Raw genomic sequence first — 23,109 nt, 5'->3', positions numbered from 1 at the left:
CTATCGTGACCGGCGAGCAGACGGATACGGATAACGAACCCCGCGAAGAGTGCGGCGTATTCGGCGTCTGGGCGCCGGGTGAAGAGGTCGCCAAGCTCACGTACTACGGCTTGTACGCCTTGCAGCACCGCGGGCAGGAGGCGGCGGGCATCGCCGTCGCCGACGGCTCTCAGGTGCTGGTTTTCAAGGATCTGGGCCTGGTGAGCCAGGTGTTCGATGAGCAGACGCTGGCCGCGATGGAGGGCCACGTCGCGATCGGGCACTGTCGCTATTCGACCACCGGGTCGACGACGTGGGAGAACGCCCAGCCGGTGTTCCGCAACACCTCGGCCGGTACCGGCGTGGCCCTGGGACACAACGGCAACCTCGTGAACGCCGCCGAGTTGGCGGCCCGGGCCCGTGAGGCCGGGCTGCTCGACACCAGGGGCGCTCCGGTGGCGACCACCGACTCCGACATCCTCGGCGCTCTGTTGGCCCACGGTGCGGCCGATTCGACGCTCGAGCAGGCCGCCCTTGAACTGCTGCCTACGGTGCGCGGCGCGTTCTGTCTGACGTGGATGGACGAAAACACGCTGTATGCGGCCCGCGACCCGTACGGGGTGCGGCCGCTGGCGCTGGGGCGGTTGGACCGCGGCTGGGTGGTCGCGTCGGAAACCGCGGCGCTCGATATCGTCGGCGCCTCCTTCGTCCGCGACATCGAACCGGGCGAGCTGCTGGCGATCGACGCCGACGGGGTGCGATCCACCCGCTTCGCCAGCCCCGAGCCCAAGGGCTGCGTCTTCGAATACGTTTATCTCGCGCGGCCCGACAGCACGCTGGCCGGGCGATCGGTGCACGCGACGCGCGTCGACATCGGGCGCCGGCTGGCCAGGGAGATGCCGGTCGAGGCGGACCTGGTGATCGGCGTGCCGGAGTCGGGCACACCCGCCGCGGTGGGCTATGCGCAGGAGTCCGGAATCCCGTACGGGCAAGGCCTGATGAAGAACGCCTATGTCGGGCGCACCTTCATCCAGCCGTCCCAGACCATCCGCCAACTGGGCATCCGGCTCAAGCTCAACCCGCTCAAGGAAGTGATCCGCGGGCGGCGCCTGATCGTCGTCGACGATTCGATCGTCCGCGGCAACACCCAGCGTGCCCTGATCCGGATGCTGCGGGAGGCGGGGGCGGTCGAGGTGCACGTGCGCATCGCTTCCCCGCCCGTGAAGTGGCCGTGCTTCTACGGCATCGACTTCGCCACCCCGGCCGAGCTGATCGCCAACGCCGTCGACGACGAGAACGAGATGCTCGAGGCGGTGCGCCACGCGATCGGCGCCGACACGCTCGGCTACATCTCCAAGCAGGGCATGATCGCGGCCACCGAGCAGCCCGCATCGCGGTTGTGCAGCGCATGCTTCGACGGCAAGTACCCGATCGAGTTGCCGGGCGAATCGGCGTTGGGCAAGAACGTGATCGAACACATGCTCTCGACCGCCGCCAAGAGCGGTATCCCGCTGCAGTCCGGCAACGACAACGTCTCGGCGCTTCGTCGTCCGTAGCTGCCGTGCGTAACCGTCGGCCGTAACTACGTCCCCACGTGCGCCCAGTGCGGATCGGTCGGTAACGGCCCCCGCTTCAGGGCTTTGGCCACTGCTTCCCGGTAACCGGTGAGACCGCCGTCGGGCGGCGCGATGACGCCGTCGATGTCGTGGTCGGCCATCACCGCGTCACACTCCAGCGACTCCACGAGCGGCCGCGCCAGCCCACCAGGAAGCGGGGTCACCAACCCGATCCACCAGCTCGCGATTGTCGGTGTAAGCCAAGGCAATACGACCATCAAGCGGCGTCTGCGTCCCGCAACCTCGGCGTACACCTGCATCGCCTCGCCGTACTCGAAGACGTCCGGCCCGCCGATGTCCCACGTGCGCGACGTGGGCACCGGCGCCGTGGCGGCCTCCGCCAGATAGTGCAACGCATCGTCGATCGCGATGGGCTGGATCTTGTTGTGCACCCACTTCGGCGTGGTCATCAGCGGCAGCCGGTTGGTCAGGTGGCGGATCATCTCGAACGACGCCGAACCCGCACCGATCACGATGCCGGCCTGCAAGACCACGGTCTCGATCCCGGACTCGAGCAGGATCTCGCCGACGTCGGTCCGCGACTGTAGGTGCGGGGAGAGGTCGGCTCCCGCGGGGTGCAGTCCGCTCAGGTACACCAGTCGCTTGACGCCCGCATCGCGGGCGGCGGCAACGACGTTGCGGGCCGAGCGCGCCTCCTCGTCGACGAAATTGGACGAGCTACCCATCGAATGCACCAGGTAGTAGACGACGTCGGTGCCGGCGAACGCCTCTCGCAGTGAGTCGGCGTCCCCGAGGTCGCCGCGTGCCACCTCGACACGGTCGCGCCACGGCACAGCGTCGAGTTTGTCGGGGTTGCGCGCCAGCGCGCGTACCGTGTGGCCGCGGTCGAGCAACGCGGGCACCAACCGGCCACCGATGTAGCCGGTCGCTCCGGTCACCAAGCAACGGATCTCGTCAGTCACCCCGCCGGGATCGCCGGTTTGGGCGTCAGGCAAACCCGCAACCGGGATCGGGCATGTCAACCGACAGCGGTGTGCCCGTGGGCTTGATGTAGAGCACCCACATCACCAGCGGCGCGGGGCCCAGGTTGCGGCCGATGTGCACATTGCCAGGACCGGTGCCCTCGGTGATCGGTGCGCCCGTCGGATAGACGCCGTCGGGCGCGCAGTTAGCCGCGGCGTCGTGGGTGAGCGTGCCCTCGCGGATCACGCCGTACACCCGGCCGTCGTGATAGTGCCAGCCGGTGCTGCCGCCGGGCGCGATGGTGATCTCGCGGGTGACGTAGTCGATTCCGTCGACCGTCGCCTCCGAGAGCGTCCTTGCTTGTATGCCGGACGTCGGCGTCGCGGCCGCTTCGGCCTGGCCGAACAACGCGATGGCGACCGTCACCGACGCGCACAGGGCAGAGGCGGACCAGCGAACTGTTGTCATGAGCGGTCAGATTGGCACACCGTGGGCAACCGCGCGACATCTCGGCCGGAGTGGGGACCGCCGTAGGCGGTTACCGCGGCGCGGCGAACACCGGTAGCCTTTACCGCGATGACCGAACGCGCCGAACCTGCCGGCATCTCCTACGCGTCGGCCGGGGTCGACATCGAAGCCGGTGACCGCGCCGTCGAACTCCTCAAACCGCTCGCCGAGAAGGCGACCCGACCCGAGGTGCGCGGCGGTATCGGCGGCTTCGCCGGACTGTTCGCGCTGCGCGGCGGCTACCGGGAGCCGGTGCTGGCCTCCTCCACCGACGGAGTCGGCACCAAGCTGGTGGTGGCCCAGGCCATGGACAAGCACGACACCGTCGGAATCGACCTGGTCGCGATGGTCGTCGACGATCTGGTCGTCTGCGGTGCCGAACCGCTGTTCCTACAGGACTACATCGCGGTGGGCCGCACGGTTCCCGAGCGGATCAGCGAACTAGTGGCAGGCATCGCCAATGGCTGCCTGCAGGCCGGTTGCGCACTGCTCGGCGGTGAGACGGCCGAACATCCCGGTCTGATGGCGCCCGACCACTACGACATCTCGGCGACCGGGGTGGGCGTGGTCGAGGCCGATGACGTGCTCGGCCCTGATCGGGTCAAGCCCGGCGACGTGCTGATCGCGATGGCCTCGACGGGCTTGCACTCGAACGGATACTCGCTGGCGCGCAAGGTGCTGCTCGAGATCGACCGGATGAACCTGGCCGGCCATGTCGAAGAGTTCGGCCGCACTCTGGGCGAGGAGCTTCTGGAGCCGACCCGGATCTATGCCAAGGATTGTCTGGCGCTGGCCGCCGAAACCCAGGTTCGCACGTTCTGCCATGTCACCGGCGGCGGGTTGGCCGGAAACCTCGAGCGCGTGATCCCGCATGGTCTGGTCGCCGAAATCGACCGTGGCACGTGGACTCCGGCACCGGTGTTCGCGATGATCGGGCAGCGCGGGCGGGTCGAGCGCGTCGAGATGGAGCGGACCTTTAACATGGGCGTCGGCATGGTCGCGATCGTCGCGCCCGAAGACACCGACCGCGCCCTGGCGATCCTGACCGCGCGCCACCTGAACTGCTGGACGCTGGGAACGGTCAAAAAGGGCGGTAAGGACGGCCCACGAGCCAATCTCGTGGGTCAGCACCCGCGCTTTTAGGGGTCAGCGACGCCAGTCGTCCTCGTCGACCCACTCGTCGGCCACCGGATCGGTGCCGTTCAGGTCGTTCTCGGAAGCGCCCGACAGCTCTTGCTGAAGCCGCTTTAAGTCGGTCTGTGGTGAGCTGTACTTAAGCTCACGAGCAACCTTGGTCTGCTTTGCCTTCGCCCGGCCGCGGCCCATGGGGGGACCCCCTCGCGCAATAACGGAGCGGCCCAATTGTTAGGCGGCTCCGATCTGATCTGTTTTTTATCGTCCTGCCAACACTTTAGCGTGCTTGGCCTCGCGGCGCTGGCAGGGCCTCGTCACGGCCGCGCCCCGCCGCGGAGCTGCTCGACCGCCCGCCGCCCGGCGCCCGCGACGTCGGGTGGCGGAAGCGAGTCCGCGTCGATGACGGCCGGCACGCCGTCGACGGTCAATTCGGTGTCCGCGGGCAGGCCGCGCTTGAGCAGCGCCAGCGCCACCGGCCCCTCGTCGACGTGGTCGACGACGGTGCCGAGACGCCCGACGGTCCGGCCGCCGGCCAGCACCGGGTCGCCGGTGGCCGGTCGGTCGCTGGAACCGTCGAGGTGCAGCCGGACCAGCATTCGGGGCGGTTTGCCCAGGTTGTGCACCCGCGCGACCGTCTCCTGTCCGCGGTAGCAGCCCTTGTCCAAATGCACGGCGGGGCCGATCCAGCCCACCTCGTGCGGGATCGTGCGCTCATCGGTGTCCACCCCCAGGCGTGCCCGCAGCGCGGCGACACGGTGCGCCTCGTACGCCCAGACCCCGGCGGGCCGGACCCCGGCGTGGGTGAGCCGCCGCAGCCACGGCTGCACCTGGTCACGGGGGATAACCAGGTCGAGTTCGACTCCGTCGCCGCGGAGACGACGTAGGAAGCCGCCCTCGGCGAGCGCGACAGCCGTCTGCTGCGCCGGAAGCGAAGCGACACCCAGCGCGCCGAGCACCCCACCATCACCCAACCGCGGCCCGAACAGGGACAACACCACCAGATCGGCAGGTTCGACCGCGACGTCGGACCAGAACACCATCTTGCGCAGGTAGCCCAACAACGGCTCACCGCGCGACGGTTCGGTGTCGAGATAGGTGATGTCGCCGAGTTCGGTCTGCACCCAGTGATCTTCGACACGGCCCTGCCCGTCGAGGCTGAGATTCTCGGTGACCGCGCCGTCGGGCAGCTCGCTGACGTGCTGGGTGGTGAGGTTGTGCAGCCACGCCTTGCGGTCAGCGCCCGTGAGCGTGAGTACGGCGCGATGCGAGCGGTCCACCACGACGGCGGCGTCGGCGGCGGCGCGTTGTTCACCCAGCGGATCGCCGTAATGCCATACGGCGCCTGCATCGGGTCCGGTGTCGGGAGCAGGGACGGCGGGTCCAGAAGATGTCACAGGTCAACTCTACGTTCGGCGCGCGACGGCCCACGGCTACGCTGTGGGCCCATGGCTGGCGAACCCGGGGTCGTGGTGACCCTTGACGGGCGACTGCACGACCCCGCGGCGCCGCTGCTGCACGCCGACGACCTCGCGGCTGTGCGCGGCGACGGCGTCTTCGAGACACTGCTGATCCGCGATGGTCGGCCATGCCTGCTCGAAGCCCACCTGTCCCGGCTCACCCAGTCGGCGCGGATGATCGACCTGCCCGACCCCGACCTGCCGCGCTGGCGCTCCGCGGTGTCCGCGGCCGTGGCCCAATGGACGTCGCAGACCGGCGAGGAGGGCGTGCTGCGGTTGGTGTACAGCAGGGGACGGGAAGGCGGTTCGCCCCCGACGGCATTCGCGACGGTCGGGTCGTTACCCGCGCGAGTGACCGAGGTGCGCCGCAACGGCCTTGCCGCGCTGACGCTGGCGCGCGGACTCGCCTCCGACGGCGCGGATGAGATGCCGTGGCTGCTCGCCGGTGCCAAGACGCTGTCGTACGCGGTGAACATGGCCGCGTTGCGACATGCCGAACGCAGCGGCGCGGGCGACGTGATCTTCGTCGGCACCGACGGGTTCATCCTCGAGGGTCCGCGCTCGACGGTCGTGATCGCCGCGGAGTCCGAGCCCGGTGCGGGCGATATCGCGTTCTTCACACCACCGCCGTGGTTTCCGATCCTGCGCGGCACCACGCAGCAGGCGCTGTTCGACGTCGCCCGCGACAAGGGCTACGACTGCGACTACCGCTCGCTGCGACCAGCGGATCTGCATACCGCACAGGGTGTTTGGCTGGTGTCGAGCATCACGTTGGCCGCGCGGGTGCACACCCTGGACGGGACACCGCTGACGCTTAGCCCGCTGGCGGCCGAGTTCGCCGAACTCGTCGACGCCGCGATCGTGTGTGATCGCTGAGCGCTGAATGGCCCGTAATCCGGTTGTCGCCTCTTGCACGCGCGGGTAGCGTCGCTCGTACACAGGAGAGGAGGTGGTCCGGAATTTTGAGTGACTTATGGACTTGTGAGGTGGCTGCGAGCTAGCAGCGCCAGGGGAATGAGCTGACGGCTCTTCGCGTCCTGCGCGCGCTGGCGAATTCCCCGCAGTCACCCGGCCCCCGAGCCCCTCGGTCTTGTCCGCCAGGAACACACGGCTCGGGGGCCGCCCCATATCTGATGGCCGAATCGGTAGCGAACCGTTGCACGCCTGGACTCGCGCTTCCCACGTGCGCCGGGCGATGATGCGGCCCATGCGCATCGTCAAGAAGCTCGGCGTGCTGCTGACCGCCCTCGCGGCCGTGACGGCCTGTGCGCCCACCGCTGAGCCCTACAGCTCGCCGGGCCTGCGGGACTGTCATAAAGACAAGCTGGCGACCCTGTACAAGGGCATCTTCACCTTCGGAACCGATCGGCCGGTGTACCCGCCGTGGTACATGGGCGACAACCCGGCCAACGGGGAAGGCTTCGAATCGGCGCTCGCGTACGCCATCGCGAACCGGCTCGGTTACGCCGCGACTGACGTGCGATGGGTGCGGGTGCCATTCGGAGAAGCCATCGCCGCGGGCGCGAAATCGTTCGACGCCAACCTGACCCAGTTCTCCATCACCGAACAGCGCAGGGCCGCCGTCGACTTCTCGACGCCGTACTTCGACGTGAACCAAGCCGTCGTCACCGTCAAGGGTTCGCCTGCGGCCGGCGTCAAAAGTCTCGATGACCTCAAAATGCTGCGGCTCGGAGCGCAGGTCGGCAGCACCAGCCACACCGCCGCGCTGGCAGTCGGCAAGAGCAGCGCGGTCACGGTGTACAACACCAACGGCGACGCGAAACTCGCGCTCTCCGACGGCGAGATCGACGCGTTGATCGCCGATCTGCCGACCGCGTTCGCGATCGTCGGCGAGTTGCGCGACGGAATGATGGTCGGCCAGCTGCCCGCAGGGGACCAAGCCGCGGAGCAGTTCGGTTTGGTGCTCGCCAAACGCAGCGGGTTGACCGCGTGCATCTCCTCGGTCGTGGACTCGCTACGCGACGACGGCACGCTGGCGCAATTGCGCGGCGAATGGTTGGCGGATGCGGGTAAGGCCCCGCAACTGGCTTAGCCGGCGGGCCCGGGCGCGAACGTGGCGCACGCCTGCATGGCCTCGTTCCAGGCCTCGGCGTCGACACCGGGTGGCGGGCCGGCAGGTCCTGGCGCAGCGGGTACGCCGTGGTCGCTCAAACACTGCGCCAGTGAACCGTGACCGGCTGGGGTCTCGGACGTGGTGGTCTGGGCGGGGGCTTCGGACGTGGTGGTCTGCGCCGGAGCTGGTGAGGTGGTGGGCTGCTGCTCGTCCGGTGGTTCGGACGCACAACCTGCGAGCGCTGCGGCCGCGGCAATGCCGGCGAAGAACATGATCGCGCGCATCAGCCGGCGAACCTCGACAGGCGGGCCGACAGGTGGGGGACCAGGCCGCCGTCGGCGTCGACACGCTCCTCGACGTAGGCCAGATCACCGCCCTCGACGATGCCGTACAGCCGTTTGGCGCCACCGACCAGCATCCCGGACTTGCTGCGCGCCAACGCATCGGTGACCAGTTCCCACGACGACTGGGACAGGGGGCGGCCGTAGAACAACTCGATATAGCCCGCGGAATGGGCCAGCAGCAGTTCGATGGCCTGCGATTCAGAAGGGTCGGCCGGATCGTTGACGAAGCGCCAGAAGCCGGACTCGCGCAGCGTGTGCCCCTCGAAGTCGCCCGACTCGCTGAGGCGCCACGAGCGCGCCTCCCAGATCAGGTAGTCGCTGCCGTCATGGGAGGCCACGATCTGCTGGCCGAACCGGTAGTCACCGTCCGCGCCGCGCCCCTCGCCTTCGCCGCGCCAGACACCGACGAGCGGCAGCAGCGCCAGCAGCGCGTCGTTGAGGTTCGCGCCCTCGCGGAGATTGGCGGTGTCGGCAGGTGCGGGAAGATCACCGAAAGCCGGGATGTTGCGCGCGGCGGTCGTTTTCGCTCGTTCTGCGGCGGCCGCTACTGCGTCGTCTCCGGACGTCACGACTCGTCGGTGATCAGCCGGTACACCGCGTACAACGCGAACCAGGTGATCACCAGGGTCGCGGCTACGAGCAGGAGTTCGAAGAACAGCACCACGGGCACGAGTCTAGTCGGCGGCCGAAGGCAGAGTGCACCAGCCTCCGCATGGCCTCGTGCGCCGAAACTGAACTTGTGTGCGGAGTCCGCGCGGATCTTCGCACACAAGTTCAGTTTCGAGCTGAAACGCTCAGGCGACCTTGACGTCGACCTCGTGGATGCCCGCGCCGGAGGGCGCGACGACGGCGTCACCGTTGCCGACCTTCGACAGCGCGCGCAGCGTCCACGTGCCGGGCGCGGCGAAGAACCGGAAATCACCGGTGGCCGACGCGACCACCTCGGCGGTGAACTCGTCAGAGCTGTCCAGAAGGCGCACGAACGCGCCGCCGACGGCCTGTCCCGACCCGTCAACAACGCGGCCGGTGATCACCGTCTCCTTCTCCAAGTCGACGCTGGCGGGCAACGTCAGGCCTTGTTTCGGGGCAGAGCACATATCAATTTCCCAACTCGATCGGGGCCCCCACCAGGGAGCCGTATTCGGTCCAACTGCCGTCGTAGTTCTTGACGTTCTTGTGTCCGAGCAGTTCCTGCAGCACGAACCAGGTGTGCGACGAGCGCTCACCGATTCGGCAGTAAGCGATGGTCTCCTTCTCACCGTCCAGCCCGGCCTCCGCGTACAGCTTCTCCAGCGCCTCATCGGATTTGAAGGTGCCGTCGTCGTTGGCCGCCTTGCTCCACGGAACATTGATGGCGCCGGGGATATGCCCGGGTCGCTGGCTCTGCTCCTGGGGCAGGTGCGCAGGAGCCAGGATCTTGCCGGAGAACTCGTCGGGGGAGCGCACGTCGACAAGGTTCTTGCTGTCGATCGCCGCGATCACCTCGTCGCGGAAGGCGCGGATGCTGTTGTCGGGGGCCTTGGCGGTGTAGCTGGTCGCGGGTCGCTTGACCACCTCGGTGGACAGCGGTCGTCCGTCGAGCTCCCACTTCTTGCGGCCGCCGTCGAGCAGCTTGACGTCCTGGTGCCCGTACAGCTTGAAGTACCAGTAGGCGTACGCGGCGAACCAGTTGTTGTTGCCGCCATACAGGACCACGGTGTCGTCGTTCGAGATGCCGCGCTCGCTCAGCAGTTTCGAAAACTGTTCCTGGTCAACGAAATCGCGACGCACCGGGTCTTGGAGGTCGGTCTTCCAGTCGATCTTGACCGCGCCCTCGATGTGGCCGTCGTCGTAGGCGCTGGTGTCTTCGTCGACCTCGACGAACACGATGTTCGGTGCGTTGAGATTGCTCTCGGCCCAGTCGGCCGTGACCAGGACGTCGGAGCGTGCCATAGAGGAAATCCTTTCGGTTGCTTCAGGTTTGAAGTTCTATGCGGGTGACGGTGCGCTTGTGTTCTTTCGAACGCGCGCGACGAGCGGGTAGAGCTGACAGCCCAGGCAGATGCCGAAGGCCGCATTGAGGAACGCCGCCACCAGCGCAAGGCCGGTGGCGATGAGACCGAGCAGCCCGAGGCCGGTCGCGAACCCGACGACGCCGGCCACCGCGAAGACCAGCCCGACGAACTGCGCGAACATCAGCGGCGCCACCGGCTCCTTCTCGCTCACGGATCCCAGCCGCGGGGCCACGAGCCGAGCGAAGATCAGGCCGTAGGGATGTGAACGCGGCCCGCGCCATGCCCCGACGGCGAACACCGCCACCTGCAGGCCCAGCACGACCGCCGAGGCCACCGGGCTCACCGGCCACAGCAGCAGAGTTGCCACCAGCACGACGGTCGTGATCCAGGCGGCGAACCGCGGCCCGCGCACGTCCACCTGGTCAGATGTCCGGCTTCGTGTTGTCGACATATCTGTCGTTGGCATTCGTGCGCTCCTGTTGCGGTCATGGGCTGGACTGGGCTGGGAAGGACCACAGGGGTCGCTCCCGAGTGCGGCGCGAAGAAGGGCGCGGCTACTCAGCAGCTGCGACAACAACAGCAAGAACCCGCAACGCGGCACAGATCGACTGCGCGGCGCTTGGTGAGCATCGGCTCGAGGCGGGCGGACACGCCGGACAGCTTACCAATCGACACGGTGATCAAGCCAACAGCGGTTCCAGAGCCGAGCGCAGGTCAGCGGCCTTGGGGACACCGTGAGTCCGATAGCGGGGCCGACCGTCCCTGTCGAACAGGATGGTGGTGGGAAGCGAGAGCACCGAAAGACGCCGCGCCGCCTCCGGGTTGGCGTCGATGTCGATCTCGATGTGGGCGACCGCGGGTAGCTCCGCACAGACCGCGTCGACCACCGTGCGCACCGCCGCGCACGGCCCGCACCACTCGGCGGAGAAGTGCACGACCGTCGGTCCGGTCGTCGACAGCCCGAGGTCGCTGGTGTCGACGTTGGCCGCGTCCTCGCTCGCTGCGCGCAAGCCCGCTCGAAGCGTGAGCAGCCGCCCGATCACGAAAGCCACGCCGAGCGCCGCGATGAGCACGGTGATCGCCAAGACCCAGGAAGAGTTCATGACAGATGGAACTCGGTGAGCGCGACGGATACTCCCTCGGCGATGCCCTCGATGATGATGTCCGAGCCTCGGGCACCCTGCGCGGTCGGCGCCAGCGCGAACGGCAACTTCTGTCCGGGCAGGCTCGCGGTGAACGCGGCCAGCACGGCGTCCTCCTTGTTGTCGGGCACCTCCTGATCGGCCGTGCCGGGGCCGGTCAGCACGCCGGTGGCCGTCATCACCAACGTCGTCTGGTCCGGTCCGGCGACCTCGAGGTCCACCGCGATGCTCACCCTCTCGTGGAAGTCGGCTTTCGTCGGCGTTCCCGTGAACACCACGCCCTTGTTACTGGAGATACCCGATTCCGTGGTGCCGCCCGTGGCGTCGTTGCTCTCTCCCGTCGGCGCCTCGACCAGCAGATCCGGGATGTCCATGAACCGGCCCAGATGCGTCGAGTCGATGATGATGCGGCTCTCGGCCTTGCCGACCCGCAGCGTGGCGTCGGGTTCGACGAGCCACGAATCGCCCGGCAGATCGATGTCGTGCAGCGTCGCCTCCAACGACGCCTTGCCGACCACCCGGTTGCCGACGCCGTTCGCCCTGATCTCGACCTCGTCGTAATGACGGTCGGCCGCCTGGGTGGTGAACGGGAACCCGAGGATCGCCACCGACGGGTCGTGTTGCAGGTCAGCGGCGGTGCGCACGCTTCTGGCCAGCCGATATTCGGCGTAGATCGCCGCTCCGAAATCGGCTCCGACGGCGCACAGGGCGACCGCCAGCACCGTCGCCAACACCCCGAGCACCAGCTTGCGCACCCGCACATTCTGGCCCACGGCGGGCTCAACGCTTCGTTCGACGCAGCTGAAGAGCGGGTTGCACGCTATCGTTAGAAAACCATCGCCCCGGTAACGGGCGCATGTCGAGCATGAATCTGGGAAGTCACCGACCGACAAAGATGTCCAGGCGAGGTCCCTATGGCTGTTGGAGGGCCAGTTGGATCTACTGCTATTGACAGTCGACCCACACCCTGAGGCTGTGCTGCCGTCGCTGTCGCTTCTCGCTCACACGGTGCGCACCGCGCCGACCGAGGTGTCGTCGCTTCTGGAGGCGGGCAGCGCCGACGTCGCGATCGTCGACGCACGTACCGACCTCGCCGCGGCTCGCGGGTTGTGCAGGCTCCTGGGCACGACCGGCACCTCGGTGCCGGTGGTGGCCGTCGTCAACGAAGGCGGACTGGTGGCCGTCAACGTCGAGTGGGGTCTTGACGAGATCCTGCTGCCCAGCACCGGGCCCGCCGAGATCGACGCGCGGCTGCGGCTGCTCGTCGGACGCCGCGGCGGAGTGGCCAACCAGGAGAACGTCGGCAAGATCAGCCTCGGCGAACTGGTGATCGACGAGGGCACCTACACCGCCCGCCTTCGCGGTCGCCCCCTCGACCTGACCTACAAGGAATTCGAGCTGCTCAAGTACCTGGCCCAGCACGCCGGCCGGGTCTTCACCCGCGCGCAGCTGTTGCAGGAGGTCTGGGGTTACGACTTCTTCGGCGGCACCCGTACGGTGGATGTGCACGTGCGACGGTTGCGCGCCAAGCTCGGTCCCGAGTACGAATCGCTGATCGGCACGGTGCGCAACGTCGGCTACAAAGCGGTCCGACCGGCTCGCGGGCGCGCGTCCGCCCCCGAAGCCGCGGTCCCCGACGACATCGACGGCGTGGACCTCGAGACGCCGGACGGTATCGCCGAAGCGTTGGCCGACCCGCTGCGAAGCCCGTGACGGAACTTCTCTGGCGCACCGAACTCTCCGGCGACGAGCAGCGTCGCATCCATGAACTGATCGAGGCCGCCACCTCCGCGGACGGCGTCGCCCCGGTCGGCGAGCAGGTGCTGCGGGAACTGCCGCACGACCGCACCCGCCACCTGGTGGCCCGCGACGACGAGGACATCGTCGGCTATCTGAACCTCACGGGGGACGATGAGTCGGTGATGGCCGAAGCGGTCGTGCACCCGCGCTCGCGGCGTCGCGGGATCGGTGCGGCGCTGGTGCGGAAGGGCCTCGCCGAGGGCGGAGACGACGCCCGCGTGTGGGCGCACGGCAACCTGGAGGCGGCACGCGCGACCGCCGCCTCGCTCGGGCTGACGGTGGTGCGCGAACTCCTGCAGATGCGGCGTCCGCTGACCGATCTGCCGCCGACACCGACACCCGACGGTGTCCGCATCACCACCTATTCAGGCCCGGCAGACGACGCCGCGCTGCTGCGGGTCAACAACGCGGCCTTCGTCTGGCACCCCGAACAGGGTGGATGGACTCAGGCCGACATCGACGAGCGCCGTGGCGAACCGTGGTTCGACCTCGACGGTTTGTTCCTGGCCGTCGATGAGGACACCGATGAGTTGCTCGGATTTCACTGGACGAAGATCCACGACGCCGACCTCGGCGAGGTCTATGTCGTCAGCGTCGATCCAGCGGCCCAGGGTCGCGGCCTCGGCGCAGTGCTGACCCTGACCGGTCTCCATCACCTCGCCGAGCGACTGTCGGGGAGTGCGGATTCCGCCGTGATGCTTTACGTGGAAGCAGATAACTCCGCGGCGGTGAACACCTACCGAAAGCTCGGCTTCACGGTGTTCTCCGTCGATGCCGCTTATGCGCAGCGTTCCGACCGCTAGCTGGGAAACCACGGCCAACTAACTGAACGTGTTCACCGCCCGTTCACCTGTCATCCGCGATTCGTCCACCGGCGCCGCATACGTTGCCAGGGAGTTCAAGCCGTCCGATTCGAAAGTGGGACTCGTGAAGTTCAACCTTGGAAAGACCACCTGCAGCCCGCTGCTGACCACGTTTTCGGTGGCCGCGATCGCGGCGTTGACCCTGTCGGCGTGTGGCAGCGACAACAACGCCGGGACCACTGCGACCACGGGCGGTGACGGGGCGGCGTCGTCGGTCGAATGCGGCGGCAAGAACTCCGTCACGGCCGAAGGTTCGACGGCTCAACAGAACGCGATCGCCGAGTTCAACAAGGTCTGGGGCCAGCACTGCCCGGGTAAGAACCTGTCGTACAACCCCACCGGATCCGGCGCCGGACGCGAGCAGTTCATCGCCGGTCAGGTCGATTTCGCCGGATCGGATTCGGCTCTGTCGGGCGATCAGGTCCAGCAGGCCGCGCAGCGCTGCGACGGCAACCCGGCATGGAACCTTCCGCTGGTCTTCGGCCCAGTCGCGTTGGCCTACAACATCGAAGGCGTCGACAAGCTGATTCTCAACGCCGACCTGCTCGCGAAGATCTTCCAGGGACAGATCACCAAGTGGAACGATCCCGCGATCGCTGCGCTCAACGACGGAACCAACCTGCCGGACATCGGCATCACGCCCATCTACCGATCGGACTCCTCCGGAACCACCGACAACTTCCAGAAGTACCTCGCCGCCGCGGCCCCTCAGAGTTGGACCAAGGGCGAGGGCAGCGAGTTCCAGGGCGGTGCCGGCGAAGGCGCCCAGAAGTCCGCAGGCGTCGTGCAGGCCGTGCAGGCGACCGGCGGCGCGATCGGCTACGTGGAGAAGGGCTTCGCCGAACAGGGCGGGGTGCCGTTCGCCCAAATCGACAGTGGCGCAGGCGCGGTCGAGCTTACCGATGAGTCGGCCAAGAAGGCGATCGACGTTGCGACGTTCGCCGCGGAGGGCAACGACCTGACGCTCGACTTGAACTCGTTGTACGGGACGAAGGAGCCCGGCGCCTACCCGTTGGTGCTCGCCACGTACGAGATCGTCTGCTCGAAGGGATACGACCCCGAAACCGCCGCGGCGGTCAAGTCGTTCCTCACGATCTCCGCCAACGACGGCCAGCAGAACCTCTCGCCCGCGGGCTATGTGCCGCTGCCGGACCGCTTCAAGGAACGACTCCTGACATCCATCGAAGCGATTGCCTAGTTTCGTGGCGCGCCGCCGAGGATACGGTGAGGATGGGTCCTGGGACCGATGACCGATAGGCTCGAGGTGACAATCCCCAATCCGTCCGACGCGGGATCGGGTGAAGCGCTCGCTTCACCCTTTCCCGAGCCGACCCCGATAAGCAGCAACCCGTCGAGGAACGCCAAAGAGCGTGTCGGCGACCGGATCTTCCGCGGGCTGGCGGAGGGCTCGGGCGCCTTCATCGTCGCACTGATCGCGGCCATCGGGGCGTTCCTGCTGTGGCGGGCGATCCCGGCGTTGGCGCGCAACGAGGAGAACTTCTTCCTCTACGGCGGCACCTGGAAGACCACCGACACGTCGGCGATGCATTTCGGCATCCTCGACCTGTTGCAGGTGACGGTATTCGTGTCGGTGTTCGCGCTCGTTCTGGCGATGCCTGTGGCCCTTGGCATCGCGATCTTTCTGACCCAGTACGCACCGCGTCGGGTCGCGGGTCCGCTGGCGTACATGGTCGACCTGTTGGCCGCGGTGCCGTCGATCATCTACGGCGTGTGGGGGCTCTACGTCCTGGCCCCGGTGCTGAAACCGGTTGCGTTGTGGTTGAACGAGAACCTCGGCTGGCTGTTCCTCTTCAAGACCGGGACGGCGTCGGTGGCAGGCGGCGGGACGATCTTCACGGCGGGAATCGTGCTGGCGGTGATGATCCTTCCGATCATCACCGCGGTCACGCGCGAGGTGTTCATCCAGACACCGCGGGGCCAGATCGAGGCGGCGCTGGCCCTGGGTGCCACCCGCTGGGAAGTGGTGCGCACGACCGTACTGCCGTTCGGCATGTCCGGTTACATCAGCGGGGCGATGCTCGGCCTCGGCCGTGCGCTGGGCGAGACCATCGCGCTGCTGATCATCCTGCGCGGAACACAGCAGGCGTTCGGGTGGTCGCTGTTTGACGGTGGCTACACCTTTGCGAGCCTGATCGCGGCCACCGCAAGCGAATTCAACGACCAGTACAAGGCGGGCGCCTATATCGCCGCCGGCCTGGTGCTGTTCGTGCTGACGTTCGTGGTGAACTCGTTGGCACGTGCGGCGGTCGCCGGGAAGGGTGCAAAGTGACGTCGACACTGGACCGGCCGGTCAAGGCGACCACCTTCCAAGGGGTCAGCCTTCGCCGCAAGATGACCAACAACGTCGCGACAATTCTGGTCACCCTGAGCGTTCTGGTCGCCCTGGTTCCCCTGCTATGGGTGCTTTACTCGGTGGTCGTCAAGGGTTTCAACGCGTTGACATCGCCGCAGTGGTTCTGGCATTCACAAGCGGGTATGACGGCGTTCCAGGCGGGCGGAGGGGCGTACCACGCGATCGTGGGCACGCTGCTGCAGGGTTTGGTGTGTGCAGCCATCTCTATTCCGATCGGTGTGTTTGTAGGGATTTATCTCGTCGAGTACGGCGGCGGAACACGATTCGGCAAGGTGACCACGTTCATGGTCGACATCCTCACCGGCGTACCGTCGATCGTCGCGGCGCTGTTCATCTACGCGCTGTGGGTGGCGACGTTCGGCTTCCCGCGGTCCGGCTTCGCGGTGTCGCTGTCCCTGGTGCTGCTGATGATCCCGGTTATCGTGCGCGCGACCGAGGAGATGCTGCGCATCGTGCCGATGGACCTGCGTGAGGCTAGCTATGCCCTCGGCGTGCCGAAGTGGAAAACCATTGTCCGCATTGTGATTCCAACTGCACTATCCGGCATCGTCACGGGAGTCATGTTGGCGCTGGCGCGCGTCATGGGTGAGACCGCACCGCTGCTGGTCCTCGTCGGCTACTCGCAGGCGATGAACTTCGACATGTTCGACGGCTTCATGGGTTCGCTGCCCGGCATGATGTACGACCAGACCTCGGCGGGTGCGGGTGCAAATCCCGTTCCCACGGATCGGTTGTGGGGCGCCGCCCTGACCTTGATCCTGCTGATCGCCTTACTCAACGTCGGGGCGCGATTTCTCGCGAAGGTCTTCGCCCCCAAAAAGGTTTAGGAGATTTCGATGGCCAAGCGCTTAGATCTCAAGGACGTCAACATCTTCTACGGCGCGTTTCACGCCGTGGCCGATGTCTCGCTGGCGGTCCCGCCCCGCAACGTGACCGCCTTCATCGGCCCGTCGGGCTGCGGTAAATCCACTGTGTTGCGAACACTGAATCGCATGCACGAGGTCATCCCGGGTGCGCGCGTCGAGGGCTCGGTGCTGCTCGACGGTGAGAACATCTACGGAGCGGGAGTCGACCCGGTCGGTGTGCGCAAGACCATCGGCATGGTGTTCCAGCGGCCAAACCCCTTCCCCACCATGTCGATTCGCGACAACGTGGTCGCCGGACTCAAGCTTCAAGGTGTGCGCAACAAGAAAACGCTCGACGAGGTGGCCGAGCGGTCGCTGCGCGGCGCCAACCTGTGGAACGAGGTCAAGGACCGGCTGGACAAGCCCGGCGGCGGACTGTCCGGCGGGCAGCAGCAGCGGCTGTGCATCGCCCGCGCGATCGCCGTTCAGCCGGACGTGCTGCTGATGGACGAGCCGTGCTCGGCGCTCGACCCGATCTCGACGCTGGCGATCGAGGATCTGATCTCCGACCTCAAGCAGGAGTACACGATCGTCATCGTCACGCACAACATGCAACAGGCGGCACGGGTGAGCGATCAGACCGCATTCTTCAACCTCGAGGCCACAGGTAAGCCCGGCCGGCTCATCGAGATCGACGACACCGAGAAGATCTTCTCGAACCCGTCCCAGAAGGCGACCGAGGACTACATCTCAGGGCGCTTCGGCTGAGTCGCCCGACGCCCGCGTCACCGCGACGCGGGCATATCCACTTCGGTGGGGTGCTTACCGGTGACCTGGAAGATCACCCGCCGGGCGACCTCGACGGCGTGGTCGGCGAACCGCTCGTAGAAGCGACCGAGCAGGGTCACGTCCACTGCGGCCGCCACGCCGTGCTTCCACTCCCGATCCATCAACACCGTGAACAAGTGGCGGTGCAAGTCGTCCATCGCATCGTCTTCTTCTCCGATGCGCGCGGCCTTCTCGGGGTCGCGGGTCACCAGGACCTCTTGGGCGCTGTTGCCCAATTCCACAGCAAGACGGCCCATTTCGGCGAAGTATCCGTTCACCTCTTCGGGCAGCGCATGCTGGGGGTGACGGCGACGGGCGATCTTGGCGACGTGCAGCGCGAGGGCACCCATCCGGTCCACGTCGGCGACGATCTGGATCGAGCCGACGATGGCCCGAAGGTCGCCCGCCACCGGCGCCTGCAGCGCGAGCAGCACGAACGCCGACTCCTCGGCCCGTGCGCTCATCGCGGCGATCTGTTCGTGGTCGGTGATGACCTGTTCGGCCAGCACGAGATCGGCTTGCAGCAGGGCCTGGGTGGCGCGCTCCATCGCCGCGCCCGCCAGCCCGCACATCTCTCCGAGCTGGGTGGTCAGAGCCTCCAACTGCTCGTGATACGCAGTACGCATGTCTCCACCCTACGGGCATCGCCACCGAAACGGCATGAAGCGAGCGGTGAACGAAAGGTGAACCCGACCTGCTGAAACGCCGTGACCGGCGCGATTACTCGCAGCTGGTGTCGGCTGCGTTCGTGACCGCGAGATCCTCCGGGAGCTGCGTCGGGGTGCTCCTGGACCCGCGCACGACGTGCACCTGGACCGGGGAGCCGCTCGGTGACGGCGGGGTGACGGTGTGGAAGTCGCTGCCCAACACCACGCGCACGGTGTCGCCCATCCCCGTAGTTCGCTCCACCTTGGCGTTGGCGAAGGAGGACGCCACCGTGGCCGCCGCCTCTTCGTTGCCCGGTGAGAAGAACACCGTCGTCGAATCCAGCGGACCCGGGTAGTCGTCGGGGGAGGTGACGTTGAAACCGTGGGTCTGCAGTTCGCTGGCCGCGGTCGCGGCGAGACCGTTCTCCCCGGTGGAGTTCGATACCTGGACCGTGATGTCGGCCGGATCGGTGGTGATCGCGTCCACGAGCTCACCCGACGGCGCGGCGTCATGGGTCGGCGCGGCCGACTCGGGCTGGGCGCTGGTCGACGATTCGGGCGTCCCGGGCACCGGGGTGTTGTCGGCGTTCTTCTCCTCAGGCAGCGGATCGTCGTTGATGATCGCGTCGAAGATCGCCCGGGTGTCTTCCTCGCGCAGGTGCTCGTTGCCGTACTCGTCCATGTAGCCGGTCGTCGGCACGGTCAGGAACGTGATCCGGCCCGCGGCGATGCCCTGGATCGACTGGCCGAGCGTGACGAGGTCCTTGGTGTCCATGTTGTCGACATAGCTGTCGTTGATGAACATGTTGACCACGTTGTTGAGCTTGGACAGCGAGAAGAACACCTCTTTGGAGATCATCGAGCGCATCAGCGACGACAAGAACAGCTGCTGGCGTTTGATCCGCCCATAGTCGCCGTTGGTCTCGGTGGTCACCTGGCGGGCGCGCACGTATTGAAGAGCCGTGTGTCCGTCGACCATCTGCCGACCCGCGTGGGGAAGCACCGTTCCGAGCTCGTAGTCCTCGAGCGGCGTGGTGCTACACACCTCGACTCCACCGAGGGCATCCACCATCTTTGAGAATCCCGCGAAATCCACTGCCATGAAACGGTTTATCGAAAGGCCGGACATCTTCTGAATGACCCTGACCAGGCACTTGGGTCCGCCGACGGCGTACGCCGAGTTCAGCTTGTACTCGGTGTAGACCTCCTCGGCGCCGTACATCGGCGAGTCGGGGTCGGTGATCGGACCGTAGTTGCCGGTCTTGGGATCCCAGGGTTCGCACTTCATCGGCTCGATCGCGAGGTCCCGCGGAAACGACACCGCCACAACACGTTCCCGGTTCGCCGGAATGTTCACCAGCATGACGGTGTCCGAGCGCGCGCCCGCGGCGTCCTCGGTGGTGCCCGCGCCCATGTCGCTGTTGTCGCCGAGCCGGCTGTCGACCCCGACGATCAGGAAGTTCTCGTCACCGAATTGCGCGTTGGGGTCCAGGATGTCGCGAGAGTCGGGATCCAGCGCGGAGATCCGGTTCATCATGTTGTTCTTCGCCGACTGCCACTGCCACGCCCCGCCGGTCATCGCGAGTGCGAGCACGGCGATCAGCGCGGCGATCGCGCGTCCGGCGATGAGCGTGCGGCGCCGACGCTTGCGGGGCTTCGCCGGCCTGCTGGCGGTGGCCGCATGCGCCGCGGGCACCCGGCTGGGCCTGCGAATGAGCGCGAGGTCGGGCAGCTCCGCACCGGGGCGGATGACCGGCAGGATCTCGGTGTCGCAGTCGTTGTCCTCGCTGGAAGCGGACGGCTCCGGTTCGTACAGTCCGGCTGGTTCGCCGGGGCCAGCCGGTGAGTCCGGCCCTGCCGGTGCGTCGGGCACCGCCGCGATGATCTCGGTGGGGGATGCCGGCGGCTCGGGAAGCTCTGGTGCGCGGCGGCGCCGACGCCGCAGTTCGGGGAGCACCGCGCCGTCACCGGACAACTTGGCGATGAGGTCGGCGACGGTCACGCCGTCGGTGTGGTTACCCGTGGACTCGGGTTCGGCAGCTTCGGCCTCCGACGGCTCCTGCCGGCGAGGAAGGTCCGCACGCTCCCAGGGCGCAGCGCCCGGCGCGGGCCGTTGGCTGCGGGTCAGCCACCGGTTGTCACCGTCGGTGGGGTCGGGAGGGCCAGGAGTGGCGTTATCGCCGTCACTCATGTCCTACCGGCCTCCGACTCTCGACATGTGCAGCTCAGGGGCGAACACGGCACCGCGCGCCATTGCAACGGCACTTGGGTGACTCCGCGACGGGAGCGCATTACGAACGAGACTCATATCGTACTGAGACATCCTGAGAGATGTGATGTCAGAGTCGTCTCAGGACGGAGACGACTGGGAGACGGCTACCCACCGGAGTGCATGACCTCGGCACCGGCGGGCACCGTGCAGTCGTCGGGATCGGCGAGCCAGCCCTCCGGCAATGCCACCGAGGCAGCAGAACCCTGGCGGCCGCGTGGACCGGTTGCGGCGTCGGGGAATGGCACGTCGGCATCGAGCCTACTGAGCAGTTCCTCGAGCTCGGAAAGGGATTTGACCAGCGCCAACGCCCGTCGCAGGTCGGCGCCGGCGGGGAATCCGTGCAGGTACCAGGCGACATGCTTGCGGATGTCGCGCATGCCCTTGTCCTCACCGAAATGGGCTGCCAAAAATTCACCGTGACGCACGATGATCGACGCCACCTCGCCGAGCGTGGGCGGTGGGGGTGCGGGACGCCCCGTGAACGCGGCCGACAGTTCGGCGAACAACCAGGGTCTGCCCAGACAGCCGCGACCGATCACCACACCGTCACATCCGGTGGCCGACATCATCGCCAGCGCGTCGGGGGCTTCGAAGATGTCGCCGTTGCCCAGCACGGGTACGCCCGTGACGTGCGCTTTGAGCGCCGCGATCTGGTCCCAGTCCGCCTTGCCGGAGTAGCGCTGAGCCGCGGTCCGCGCGTGCAGGGCCACCGCTGCGGCGCCCTCCTCGGCGGCGATCCTGCCGGCGTCCAGATGGGTGCTGTGCCCGTCGTCGATCCCGATGCGGAACTTCACCGTCACGGGGACCTCGGTGCCCTCGGTCGCGCGGACCGCCGCGGCGACGATCTGCCCGAACAGCCTGCGCTTGTACGGCAGGGCAGCACCCCCGCCGCGCCGGGTGACCTTGGGCACCGGGCAGCCGAAGTTCATGTCGATGTGGTCGGCCAGACCTTCGTCGACGATCATCTTCGCCGCGGCGTAGGTGTTCTGAGGATCGACCGAGTACAGCTGCAGCGAACGCGGGGTCTCGTCGGGCGCGAACGTCACCATGTGCATGGTTCCCGGATGCCGCTCGACCAGAGCTCGCGCTGTGACCATCTCGCACACGTACAAGCCGCTGACCGTGCCCGCTTTGGCCAGCTCGAGTTCGCGGCACAGGGTGCGGAACGCGACGTTGGTCACACCGGCCATCGGCGCCAGTACGACCGGGCTGCGGAGCCGTATCGGGCCGATCAGCAGTTCGCGCTCGTCGGCCAGGACCGTCATGAGGGCGAGGCGGCCAGAACCTTCTTCGCGGAGAGCTTCTCGGCCTTGCGCGCCTCGCGCTCGAGGCGACGCTGCTTGGATTCCTCGAACTTCTGCGAGGCCTCCTCCAGCTCCTCGACCAGCACACCGAGGTCGTCGCGCATGCGCGCGGCCTCACCGGTGAAGTCTTCGCGTTCGAAGATCCGCCACTTCTTGAGCACCGGCATCACCACATCGTCGAGGTGGATACGCGGATCGTAGACACCGCCGACGGCGATGATGACGGCCTTGCGGCGGAACTCGGGAACCGTGTAACCGGGCATCTTGAAGTTGCGCAGCACGCGGTGAAGACAGTGCATCGCCTGGTCGGGCGCGATGTCGAAGCCGGCTTCGGAGACGTCCCGGTAGAAGATCATGTGCAGGTTCTCATCGGCCGACACCCGAGCCAGCAGCTGGTCAGCCACGGTCTCGTTGCACGCCTTGCCGGTGTTGCGGTGCGAGACGCGGGTCGCCAACTCCTGGAAGGTCACGTAGATGACCGAGTCGAAGAGGCTCTCCGCGAAGAGGTCGCCCTGCTGGTTCTGGCCCGGGGAGAAGCCTCGGGTGACCTGCTCGACGCGCAGCTGTTCCAGCTGCACGGGGTCGACCGACCGGGTGACGACGAGGTAGTCGCGCAGTGCGATGCCGTGCCGGTTCTCCTCGGCGGTCCACCGGTTGACCCACTGGCCCCATGCGCCGTCCATGCCCATGTTCATCGCGATCTCGCGGTGATACGACGGCAGGTTGTCCTCGGTCAGCAGGTTCTGGATCATCGCCACCTGGGCGACTTCCGACAGTTGCGACTGCTCGGGGTCCCAATCCTGGCCGCCAAGTGCGTAGTAGTTCTTGCCGTCCGACCACGGGATGTAGTCGTGCGGATTCCAGTCCTTGCGCATCGACAAGTGCCGGTTCAGGTACTTCTCGACGACAGGTTCGAGCTCATGCAGCAGATGTAGGTCAGTCAAATTCTCGTGCATTGATCCTTACTCCTTCTCGCGTGCGAGAGCCCCACCCATTAGATATCTG

General features: G+C 67.0%; 26 protein-coding genes. 10 read left to right on the top strand and 16 right to left on the bottom strand.

Annotated elements, in window-relative coordinates; translation table 11 throughout:
- Positions 1-5: 5 nt before the first annotated feature.
- Positions 6-1,535, top strand: a complete 1,530-nt coding sequence (gene purF, locus A5790_RS12460) for an amidophosphoribosyltransferase (protein WP_064348064.1) — start codon at positions 6-8, stop codon at positions 1,533-1,535.
- Positions 1,536-1,561: 26 nt separating this feature from the next.
- On the opposite strand, the gene A5790_RS12455 is transcribed toward purF, so the two are convergent.
- The gene (locus A5790_RS12455) at positions 1,562-2,518 is read right to left on the bottom strand and encodes an NAD(P)H-binding protein (protein ID WP_066844491.1); all 957 of its coding nucleotides are present in this window, start codon (positions 2,516-2,518) and stop codon (positions 1,562-1,564) included.
- A gap of 25 nt (positions 2,519-2,543) precedes the next feature.
- The gene (locus A5790_RS12450) at positions 2,544-2,987 is read right to left on the bottom strand and encodes a cupin (RefSeq protein WP_066844295.1); all 444 of its coding nucleotides are present in this window, start codon (positions 2,985-2,987) and stop codon (positions 2,544-2,546) included.
- A gap of 108 nt (positions 2,988-3,095) precedes the next feature.
- Here A5790_RS12450 and purM point away from each other — a divergent pair, with 108 nt between their 5' ends.
- Positions 3,096-4,169, top strand: coding sequence for a phosphoribosylformylglycinamidine cyclo-ligase (gene purM / locus A5790_RS12445; RefSeq protein ID WP_066844292.1), 1,074 nt, complete (start codon positions 3,096-3,098; stop codon positions 4,167-4,169).
- A 3-nt stretch (positions 4,170-4,172) separates the two neighbouring features.
- Here purM and A5790_RS12440 read toward each other — a convergent pair whose 3' ends face one another.
- Positions 4,173-4,352 (bottom strand): DUF3073 domain-containing protein, encoded by a 180-nt coding sequence (locus tag A5790_RS12440; protein WP_064395225.1) that lies wholly within the window; start codon positions 4,350-4,352, stop codon positions 4,173-4,175.
- 122 nt (positions 4,353-4,474) lie between these two features.
- Entirely contained in the window at positions 4,475-5,554 is a 1,080-nt protein-coding gene (locus A5790_RS12435; RefSeq protein WP_066844290.1) for a folate-binding protein YgfZ, read from the bottom strand.
- Between the two features lie 51 nt (positions 5,555-5,605).
- Here A5790_RS12435 and A5790_RS12430 point away from each other — a divergent pair, with 51 nt between their 5' ends.
- Positions 5,606-6,493 (top strand): aminodeoxychorismate lyase, encoded by an 888-nt coding sequence (locus A5790_RS12430; protein ID WP_066844287.1) that lies wholly within the window; start codon positions 5,606-5,608, stop codon positions 6,491-6,493.
- Between the two features lie 331 nt (positions 6,494-6,824).
- Complete coding sequence (locus A5790_RS12425; protein WP_094294728.1) at positions 6,825-7,670, top strand: ABC transporter substrate-binding protein; 846 nt, start codon at positions 6,825-6,827, stop codon at positions 7,668-7,670.
- Here the strand turns inward: A5790_RS12425 and A5790_RS12420 are convergent.
- The 8 genes from A5790_RS12420 to lmeA all read right to left on the bottom strand — a co-directional run bounded on the left by A5790_RS12420 (position 7,667) and on the right by lmeA (position 11,926).
- Positions 7,667-7,975 (bottom strand): hypothetical protein, encoded by a 309-nt coding sequence (locus A5790_RS12420; protein WP_066844284.1) that lies wholly within the window; start codon positions 7,973-7,975, stop codon positions 7,667-7,669. The two genes, A5790_RS12425 and A5790_RS12420, sit on opposite strands and share 4 nt — an antisense overlap.
- Positions 7,975-8,604, bottom strand: coding sequence for an FABP family protein (locus tag A5790_RS12415; RefSeq protein WP_066844281.1), 630 nt, complete (start codon positions 8,602-8,604; stop codon positions 7,975-7,977). Before A5790_RS12415 ends, A5790_RS12420 begins: the two co-directional genes overlap by 1 nt.
- A 225-nt stretch (positions 8,605-8,829) precedes the next feature.
- Positions 8,830-9,132, bottom strand: coding sequence for a DUF1416 domain-containing protein (locus A5790_RS12410; RefSeq protein ID WP_059098314.1), 303 nt, complete (start codon positions 9,130-9,132; stop codon positions 8,830-8,832).
- 1 nt (position 9,133) lies between these two features.
- Positions 9,134-9,967 (bottom strand): sulfurtransferase, encoded by an 834-nt coding sequence (locus A5790_RS12405; RefSeq protein WP_066844278.1) that lies wholly within the window; start codon positions 9,965-9,967, stop codon positions 9,134-9,136.
- A gap of 36 nt (positions 9,968-10,003) precedes the next feature.
- Positions 10,004-10,480: a DUF4395 domain-containing protein gene (locus A5790_RS12400; RefSeq protein ID WP_066844275.1), complete on the bottom strand. Its 477-nt coding sequence runs from the start codon at positions 10,478-10,480 to the stop codon at positions 10,004-10,006.
- A 107-nt stretch (positions 10,481-10,587) separates the two neighbouring features.
- Positions 10,588-10,680, bottom strand: coding sequence for an Ms5788A family Cys-rich leader peptide (locus A5790_RS26515; protein WP_369816201.1), 93 nt, complete (start codon positions 10,678-10,680; stop codon positions 10,588-10,590).
- Positions 10,681-10,709: 29 nt separating this feature from the next.
- Positions 10,710-11,132 carry a thioredoxin family protein gene (locus A5790_RS12395; RefSeq protein WP_066844272.1) on the bottom strand — a complete coding sequence of 141 codons (423 nt, stop codon included), beginning with the start codon at positions 11,130-11,132 and terminating at the stop codon, positions 10,710-10,712.
- Positions 11,129-11,926 carry a mannan chain length control protein LmeA gene (gene lmeA, locus A5790_RS12390; RefSeq protein ID WP_066844487.1) on the bottom strand — a complete coding sequence of 266 codons (798 nt, stop codon included), beginning with the start codon at positions 11,924-11,926 and terminating at the stop codon, positions 11,129-11,131. The genes A5790_RS12395 and lmeA overlap by 4 nt, the downstream gene beginning before the upstream one ends.
- A 178-nt stretch (positions 11,927-12,104) precedes the next feature.
- On the opposite strand from lmeA, the gene A5790_RS12385 reads away from it, so the two are divergent.
- The 6 genes from A5790_RS12385 to pstB all read left to right on the top strand — a co-directional run bounded on the left by A5790_RS12385 (position 12,105) and on the right by pstB (position 17,821).
- Positions 12,105-12,884 (top strand): response regulator transcription factor, encoded by a 780-nt coding sequence (locus A5790_RS12385; protein ID WP_066844484.1) that lies wholly within the window; start codon positions 12,105-12,107, stop codon positions 12,882-12,884.
- Positions 12,881-13,774 (top strand): mycothiol synthase, encoded by an 894-nt coding sequence (mshD, locus tag A5790_RS12380; RefSeq protein ID WP_066844269.1) that lies wholly within the window; start codon positions 12,881-12,883, stop codon positions 13,772-13,774. The genes A5790_RS12385 and mshD overlap by 4 nt, the downstream gene beginning before the upstream one ends.
- Before the next feature lie 124 nt (positions 13,775-13,898).
- Positions 13,899-15,032: a phosphate ABC transporter substrate-binding protein PstS gene (gene pstS / locus A5790_RS12375; protein WP_066844481.1), complete on the top strand. Its 1,134-nt coding sequence runs from the start codon at positions 13,899-13,901 to the stop codon at positions 15,030-15,032.
- A gap of 48 nt (positions 15,033-15,080) precedes the next feature.
- Positions 15,081-16,124, top strand: coding sequence for a phosphate ABC transporter permease subunit PstC (gene pstC, locus A5790_RS12370; protein WP_066844263.1), 1,044 nt, complete (start codon positions 15,081-15,083; stop codon positions 16,122-16,124).
- Positions 16,121-17,035, top strand: a complete 915-nt coding sequence (gene pstA, locus A5790_RS26215; protein ID WP_066844260.1) for a phosphate ABC transporter permease PstA — start codon at positions 16,121-16,123, stop codon at positions 17,033-17,035. The genes pstC and pstA overlap by 4 nt, the downstream gene beginning before the upstream one ends.
- Positions 17,036-17,044: 9 nt before the next feature.
- Positions 17,045-17,821, top strand: a complete 777-nt coding sequence (gene pstB, locus A5790_RS26210; protein WP_066844257.1) for a phosphate ABC transporter ATP-binding protein PstB — start codon at positions 17,045-17,047, stop codon at positions 17,819-17,821.
- A 17-nt stretch (positions 17,822-17,838) separates the two neighbouring features.
- Here pstB and phoU read toward each other — a convergent pair whose 3' ends face one another.
- The 4 genes from phoU to A5790_RS12340 all read right to left on the bottom strand — a co-directional run bounded on the left by phoU (position 17,839) and on the right by A5790_RS12340 (position 23,060).
- Entirely contained in the window at positions 17,839-18,507 is a 669-nt protein-coding gene (gene phoU / locus A5790_RS12355; RefSeq protein ID WP_066844254.1) for a phosphate signaling complex protein PhoU, read from the bottom strand.
- A 94-nt stretch (positions 18,508-18,601) separates the two neighbouring features.
- The gene (locus A5790_RS12350) at positions 18,602-20,719 is read right to left on the bottom strand and encodes an LCP family protein (RefSeq protein ID WP_066844251.1); all 2,118 of its coding nucleotides are present in this window, start codon (positions 20,717-20,719) and stop codon (positions 18,602-18,604) included.
- A gap of 185 nt (positions 20,720-20,904) precedes the next feature.
- A complete protein-coding gene (gene dusB / locus A5790_RS12345) occupies positions 20,905-22,065 on the bottom strand; it encodes a tRNA dihydrouridine synthase DusB (protein ID WP_082961692.1) in 1,161 nt (386 codons plus the stop codon).
- Positions 22,062-23,060, bottom strand: coding sequence for an acyl-ACP desaturase (locus A5790_RS12340; RefSeq protein ID WP_066844248.1), 999 nt, complete (start codon positions 23,058-23,060; stop codon positions 22,062-22,064). The genes dusB and A5790_RS12340 overlap by 4 nt, the downstream gene beginning before the upstream one ends.
- Between the last annotated feature and the right edge of the window lie 49 nt (positions 23,061-23,109).

Source organism: Mycobacterium sp. 852002-51152_SCH6134967 (genome assembly GCF_001667105.1).
GTDB lineage: Bacteria > Actinomycetota > Actinomycetes > Mycobacteriales > Mycobacteriaceae > Mycobacterium > Mycobacterium neumannii_A.
Note: the sequence above shows the minus strand (reverse complement) of the source record. Positions and strands in the feature narration are given on the sequence as shown.

Bases quoted from the DNA above. Each gene is read 5' to 3' on its own strand.
- A5790_RS12450 (WP_066844295.1), bottom strand. From the start codon at position 2,987: ATGACAACAGTTCGCTGGTCCGCCTCTGCCCTGTGCGCGTCGGTGACG.
- purM (WP_066844292.1), top strand. From the start codon at position 3,096: ATGACCGAACGCGCCGAACCTGCCGGCATCTCCTACGCGTCGGCCGGG.
- A5790_RS12440 (WP_064395225.1), bottom strand. From the start codon at position 4,352: ATGGGCCGCGGCCGGGCGAAGGCAAAGCAGACCAAGGTTGCTCGTGAG.
- A5790_RS12430 (WP_066844287.1), top strand. From the start codon at position 5,606: ATGGCTGGCGAACCCGGGGTCGTGGTGACCCTTGACGGGCGACTGCAC.
- A5790_RS12425 (WP_094294728.1), top strand. From the start codon at position 6,825: ATGCGCATCGTCAAGAAGCTCGGCGTGCTGCTGACCGCCCTCGCGGCC.
- A5790_RS12420 (WP_066844284.1), bottom strand. From the start codon at position 7,975: ATGCGCGCGATCATGTTCTTCGCCGGCATTGCCGCGGCCGCAGCGCTC.
- A5790_RS12410 (WP_059098314.1), bottom strand. From the start codon at position 9,132: ATGTGCTCTGCCCCGAAACAAGGCCTGACGTTGCCCGCCAGCGTCGAC.
- A5790_RS12405 (WP_066844278.1), bottom strand. From the start codon at position 9,967: ATGGCACGCTCCGACGTCCTGGTCACGGCCGACTGGGCCGAGAGCAAT.
- A5790_RS12400 (WP_066844275.1), bottom strand. From the start codon at position 10,480: ATGTCGACAACACGAAGCCGGACATCTGACCAGGTGGACGTGCGCGGG.
- A5790_RS12395 (WP_066844272.1), bottom strand. From the start codon at position 11,132: ATGAACTCTTCCTGGGTCTTGGCGATCACCGTGCTCATCGCGGCGCTC.
- pstC (WP_066844263.1), top strand. From the start codon at position 15,081: ATGACCGATAGGCTCGAGGTGACAATCCCCAATCCGTCCGACGCGGGA.
- pstB (WP_066844257.1), top strand. From the start codon at position 17,045: ATGGCCAAGCGCTTAGATCTCAAGGACGTCAACATCTTCTACGGCGCG.
- phoU (WP_066844254.1), bottom strand. From the start codon at position 18,507: ATGCGTACTGCGTATCACGAGCAGTTGGAGGCTCTGACCACCCAGCTC.
- A5790_RS12350 (WP_066844251.1), bottom strand. From the start codon at position 20,719: ATGAGTGACGGCGATAACGCCACTCCTGGCCCTCCCGACCCCACCGAC.
- dusB (WP_082961692.1), bottom strand. From the start codon at position 22,065: ATGACGGTCCTGGCCGACGAGCGCGAACTGCTGATCGGCCCGATACGG.
- A5790_RS12340 (WP_066844248.1), bottom strand. From the start codon at position 23,060: ATGCACGAGAATTTGACTGACCTACATCTGCTGCATGAGCTCGAACCT.